This is a genomic window from Roseibium sediminis (assembly GCF_008711325.1).
Classification (GTDB): Bacteria; Pseudomonadota; Alphaproteobacteria; order Rhizobiales; family Stappiaceae; genus Roseibium; species Roseibium sediminis.
In genome coordinates, this window is sequence record NZ_VXDB01000068.1 from 1 (window position 1) to 1,801 (window position 1,801).

The window sequence follows — 1,801 nt, forward strand, 5'->3', positions numbered from 1 at the left end:
ACCTGCTCTGCAAAAGCTGCTTCTCTCACCACAGAAAGAAATTTGCAACAGAGCCGTTCGGAGCGCTGAGAGGCGCTTCATACGAAGTGCAAGGGCAATACCTTTGATGATGATCTTTGCCGCCGCAATCGGAACACCCCGGGGCATTACCAGGACGTCATAGTCCGGCAAGTTGATAGGGATCCGGTTCGCGGACTTCATCAAGGCCAGCGGCATCTGCGCCGCATTAAAAAGGCCGGACAAATGACCGCCACGCAAAAAGGTCATGATCACAAAGAAAACCCTTGCAAAAACGGAGCTGTCCACAAATGGCAATGCCGCCCCGAGATGTCAGGGCCGCAGATGGCGCAGTACGTCCATGGATTGATGCAGGACCCGGATCACGAATATCCTATCCGGGGCCAACTCATAGAACACAAGGTGACGGCCCGTGATCAGTTTGCGCGCGCCCTGTAGAAGATCGGAACAGTCCGACCCAATTTGTGGATTGGCGATAAGTTCCTTGAGGGCACAATCGATGTCGTCGAGGTACCGGTCTGCCTGCGCCTCACCCCACTGTCGGTATGTTTCGGCCCAGATGTCGACAAGATCGGATTTTGCCGCCTGAGAGAGATGGATCTTACGCATCAGACGCGCCAGAGCGGCCCCGCGCCTCGCGCTTGATTGCGTCCATGTCAAGCGGGCCAGCGTCGCCGGATCGCTTGCCTTCCATCAACGCAACCCGTAATCGAGCCCGATGGCCTTCCTGCTCCTCCATCAAGCGCAAAGAGGCGCGGATCAACTCACTGGTTGACCCATAACGCCCCTCCTTCAGCATCAGGGCGATGAATTCGTCCCAATGGGGGCCAAGTGTAACGCTTGTGCTTGCCATGCTCACCTCCGAAGTACGCATGAATAAGATATATGCGTATTTCGAGCATTTCAACCCGGGGGTGGGCTTGCGCCCTGCTCGGCGGCGGCGAGTAAGTGCGCCTCTCGCAATAACAGTTTGTCTACAACCGCCCTCGCCTTGGGCAAACAGCCCGCCTCATAGTCACCGATCCCCCCCAAGCAGGCGTCGACTTCCCCACCGCCACGCTCGATCACATCGCCGAAGACCCGGCCGCCGAGATAGGCATCGTAGCTGACGAAACCGCCGCGCAGGATGTCTTCAGCCTTTTCGCGCAGCGCCTTGGTGACGCGCTTCGCGCCGAACTCTTCCCGGACTGTTTTGAGCGTCACGTAGATGAAGCCGACCTGGCCGGAATCCCTTGGGCAGTGGAACCCGATCGTGTTCATCGCGAGGCCGGAATGGTCGTAGAGAGACAGGGGCAGCAGGATGGCGTTACACTCGGCGCGTTCCTGGAGGCGATCCATCAAGAGATCACGTTGCTTCGGGATGCCTGCTGTTGATTTTCACTGAGAACTGACCCGGTAGGCTTAAAAATTCCACTGAGAATTGACCCATGTGAACTCGCTGCCCCGACGGGTTTTATCGGGGAGATATGGACTGATCGACATGGGATTTGTGAGTGTTATTCGACGCTGGGGGACATGTCAGATCACGGATCGATCTGCGGCGATCGACCGACGATGTTAAGAAGTCCTCCAGCCGACTTCTGCAGCCCCAGCTGTCAGCCAGCCTTAACTGAGCTCCTACCCCTAATGCACCCAGGTCCGCCTGTGCTCCTCGGGGCTCCCGCGACTGACATCGCTGAGCAGCTTCGCGATCTCCTCCTCTTCCAGCTCACCGCGATGGGCCAGCATTGTTGATTTTCACTGAGAACTGACCCGGTGGCCCCATAAATTGTCACTGAGAACT

Annotated in this window: 3 protein-coding genes and 1 pseudogene; 1 reads left to right on the forward strand and 3 read right to left on the reverse strand. The window is 57.4% G+C overall.

The window, feature by feature from the left end; genetic code table 11:
- Window positions 1–144 precede the first annotated feature (144 nt).
- Window positions 145–252: pseudogene (locus F0155_RS24160) on the forward strand (hypothetical protein); the annotation flags it as partial.
- A 78-nt stretch (window positions 253–330) separates the two neighbouring features.
- On the opposite strand, the gene F0155_RS23045 reads toward F0155_RS24160, so the two are convergent.
- The 3 genes from F0155_RS23045 to F0155_RS23055 are packed head-to-tail and all read right to left on the reverse strand — an operon-like array spanning window position 331 to window position 1,356.
- Window positions 331–627: a type II toxin-antitoxin system RelE/ParE family toxin gene (locus F0155_RS23045; protein ID WP_150526909.1), complete on the reverse strand. Its 297-nt coding sequence runs from the start codon at window positions 625–627 to the stop codon at window positions 331–333.
- Window positions 620–871, reverse strand: a complete 252-nt coding sequence (locus F0155_RS23050) for a type II toxin-antitoxin system ParD family antitoxin (protein ID WP_150526910.1) — start codon at window positions 869–871, stop codon at window positions 620–622. The genes F0155_RS23045 and F0155_RS23050 overlap by 8 nt, the downstream gene beginning before the upstream one ends.
- 50 nt (window positions 872–921) lie before the next feature.
- Window positions 922–1,356: a hypothetical protein gene (locus F0155_RS23055; RefSeq protein ID WP_208999426.1), complete on the reverse strand. Its 435-nt coding sequence runs from the start codon at window positions 1,354–1,356 to the stop codon at window positions 922–924.
- Window positions 1,357–1,801 lie beyond the last annotated feature (445 nt).

What these genes read in the sequence shown, in the direction of transcription:
- F0155_RS23045 (WP_150526909.1), bottom strand. Translation starts at nt 627, where the DNA reads ATGCGTAAGATCCATCTCTCTCAGGCGGCAAAATCCGATCTTGTCGAC.
- F0155_RS23050 (WP_150526910.1), bottom strand. Translation starts at nt 871, where the DNA reads ATGGCAAGCACAAGCGTTACACTTGGCCCCCATTGGGACGAATTCATC.
- F0155_RS23055 (WP_208999426.1), bottom strand. Translation starts at nt 1,356, where the DNA reads ATGGATCGCCTCCAGGAACGCGCCGAGTGTAACGCCATCCTGCTGCCC.